Source organism: Nocardioides sp. (assembly GCF_034670285.1).
GTDB lineage: Bacteria > Actinomycetota > Actinomycetes > Propionibacteriales > Nocardioidaceae > Nocardioides.
Genome location: NZ_JAXMNS010000455.1, coordinates 1 through 2,851, shown reverse-complemented (window position 1 = coordinate 2,851; position 2,851 = coordinate 1). Strand labels below are relative to the sequence as shown.

Genomic DNA, 2,851 nt, shown 5'->3' with positions numbered 1-2,851 from the left:
CGATCTATCCGCTGGGGGATCCTGGCCACCGGCAAGATCGCCCACTCCTTCGCCGAGGACCTCGCTCTGGTCGACGACGCCCACCTGGTCGCCGTCGGCTCACGCACGACGCAGTCGGCAAGAGCCTTCACCGACGAGCACGGAGGCCGACCGCACGGCTCGTACGCCGACCTGCTCGCCGACCCCGACGTCGAGGTCGTCTACGTCGCCAGCCCCCACGCGCTCCACCTCGAGCACGCCACCGCGGCCTTCGGCGCCGGCAAGCACGTGCTGTGCGAGAAGCCCCTCACGGTGACCCTCGACCAGGCCGAGCAGATGGTCGCCCTCGCCGTCGAGCACGACCTGTTCCTGATGGAGGCGATGTGGACCGCGTGCCACCCCGTCGTCCAGACCGTCGTGGACGCCGTCCGCTCGGGACGTCTCGGTCGGCCACGACACCTCCACGCCGAGCTCGGCTTCCGCGTGGACGCCGAGCCCGGCGACCGGATGCTCGACCCGGCGCTGGGCGCCAGCGCCCTGCTCGACATGGGCATCTACCCGCTCACGCTGGCGCACCTGCTCCTCGGTGAGGCCGAGACCCTGCACGCGACGGCCGACCTCAGCGACCGCGGCATCGACCTCGACGTCGCGATCACCGGTCGTTACCCCGGCGGCGCCCTCGCCACTATGAGCGCCTCGATGACCTCGTGGTCCTCGCGCTCGGCCTCGCTGGCCACCGACCTGGGTCGCCTCGACCTGGCGGACTTCCACCACCCGACCGCGGCCGTCTTCACGCCGTACGCCGGCCGTGGGAGCGGAGAAGAGGCCGGCCCGGCGATCGACCTGCTGGTCGAGTCACCCACGGTGCTCGGCCGTGGCTACACCCACGAGATCCTCGAGGTGGGGCGCTGCCTGCGAGCCGGTCTGCGGGAGAGCCCGCTCGTGCCGCACGCCCAGACGCTCACACTGATGCGTCAGATGGAAGGCCTGCTCGGTCAGGTCGGGGTGGGCTTCGCCTGACGTCGCGCCCCGCTTCGCCACGTCGACTAGGGTCATGGCGTGGCTGCTGACCTCGTGATTGTCGCCAACCGACTGCCCGTCGACCGCGTGACGCGACCTGACGGCACGATCGAGTGGCGTCCCTCCCCCGGCGGACTCGTGACCGCGATCGAGCCGGTCATGCGCGCCAACGACGGCACCTGGATCGGGTGGCCCGGCGGCACCGAGCAGGACCTCGAGCCCTTCGAGGCCGATGGCCTGCACCTCGTGCCGATGTCGATGACGCCCGAGGAGATCGAGGGGCACTACGAGGGTTTCTCCAACGGCACCCTGTGGCCGCTCTACCACGACCTGGTCGCCAAGCCTGAGTTCCACCGCGAGTGGTGGGACTCCTACGTCGGCGTCAATCGCCGCTTCGCCGAGAAGGCCTCCGAGGTCGCCGCCAAGGGCGCCACGGTGTGGGTGCACGACTACCAGCTGCAGCTGGTGCCGCAGATGCTGCGCGAGCTGCGCCCCGACCTGCGCATCGGCTTCTACCTCCACATCCCCTTCCCGCCGGCCGAGCTGTTCCAGCAGCTGCCGTGGCGCCGCCAGATCCTCGAGGGCCTTCTCGGTGCCGACCTCCTCGGCTTCCAGCTGCCCGGCGGGTCGGCCAACTTCGTGCGCCTCGTGCGCCAGCGCGTCGGCCACAAGACGCACCGCGACCTCGTCTACCTGCCCGACGGTCGCACGGTGCGCGCGGCGGCGTTCCCGATCTCGATCGACGCCGCGGGCTTCGAGGAGCTCGCCCAGACCCCGGCCGTCGCTGAACGCGCCACCGCCATCCGCGAGGCCCTGGGCAACCCCCGCAAGATCTTCCTCGGCATCGACCGACTCGACTACACCAAGGGCATCTACGCCCGGCTGCGTGCCTTCAGCGAGCTCATCGCCGACGGCCACCTCGACGTCGAGGACGCCGTCTTCGTGCAGGTGGCGGTGCCCTCCCGTGAGCAGGTCGAGCAGTACCGGATCCTGCGCGACGACATCGACCGCCTCGTCGGTCGCATCAACGGCGACCTCGGCCGTATCGGGCGCCCCGTCATCAGCTATCTGCACTCCTCCTACCCCCGCGAGGAGATGGCGGCGCTCTACCGTGCCGCCGACGTCATGGTGGTCACGCCCTACCGCGACGGGATGAACCTCGTCGCGAAGGAGTACGTCGCCTGCCGCTTCGAGAACGACGGCGCCCTGGTGCTCTCGGAGTTCGCCGGTGCCGCCGACGAGCTGCGACAGGCCTGGCTGATCAACCCCTACGACATCAACGGCATGAAGACGGCGCTGCTCGAGGCCTACGAGGCCGACGACAAGACCTTGACCCGCCGGATGAAGGCGATGCGCAAGACCATCAGCCAGCACGACGTCGCCGCGTGGGCGGCCTCCTTCATGCTCGAGCTCGGAGACTCCGGCGACGGCACGCACGCCGCCCCGGCGCGCGCCGCGAAGCCGTCGTGACGAGCGGGTCGACCCGCTCGTGAGGTCCGCCGGGCCCGGGGTCAGCAGCTGGCACGACGTCGTCCTCATCAGCGACGACGCCGTCACGTCGGTGCCGCTCCTCGAACGAGGCGACCCGCTCGTCGACTCCGCCGGGATCCTGCCCTGGTCGGGCCCCTCCCCCGACCCGGTCTCGCGGTGGGTGCGCGCACCGCTACTCGAGCGCCTCCTGTACGCCACCGAAGCGCTGCCGTCGGACCTGCGGCTGGCGCTCAACGAGGGCTACCGGCGACCCAGCCTCCAGCGGGCGTACTTCGAGTCGTACGCCGCCCGACTGCGTGCGCTCGAGCCGGAGGCCGACGAGGCGTCGATCCACCGCCTGGCGAGCCGCTTCATCGCCCCT

The 2,851-nt window shown here is 71.0% G+C and carries 2 protein-coding genes and 1 pseudogene; all 3 read left to right on the top strand.

From position 1 onward, the window contains the following. Window positions 1-999: Gfo/Idh/MocA family oxidoreductase (locus VOI19_RS17570; RefSeq protein ID WP_323794242.1), on the top strand; the 999-nt coding region annotated here is incomplete at its 5' end. A 39-nt stretch (window positions 1,000-1,038) separates the two neighbouring features. Further along, on the top strand, window positions 1,039-2,469 hold the full coding sequence (locus tag VOI19_RS17565) for a trehalose-6-phosphate synthase (RefSeq protein ID WP_323794241.1): 1,431 nt from the start codon (window positions 1,039-1,041) through the stop codon (window positions 2,467-2,469). A 19-nt stretch (window positions 2,470-2,488) separates the two neighbouring features. Further along, window positions 2,489-2,851: pseudogene (locus VOI19_RS17560) on the top strand (hypothetical protein); the annotation flags it as partial.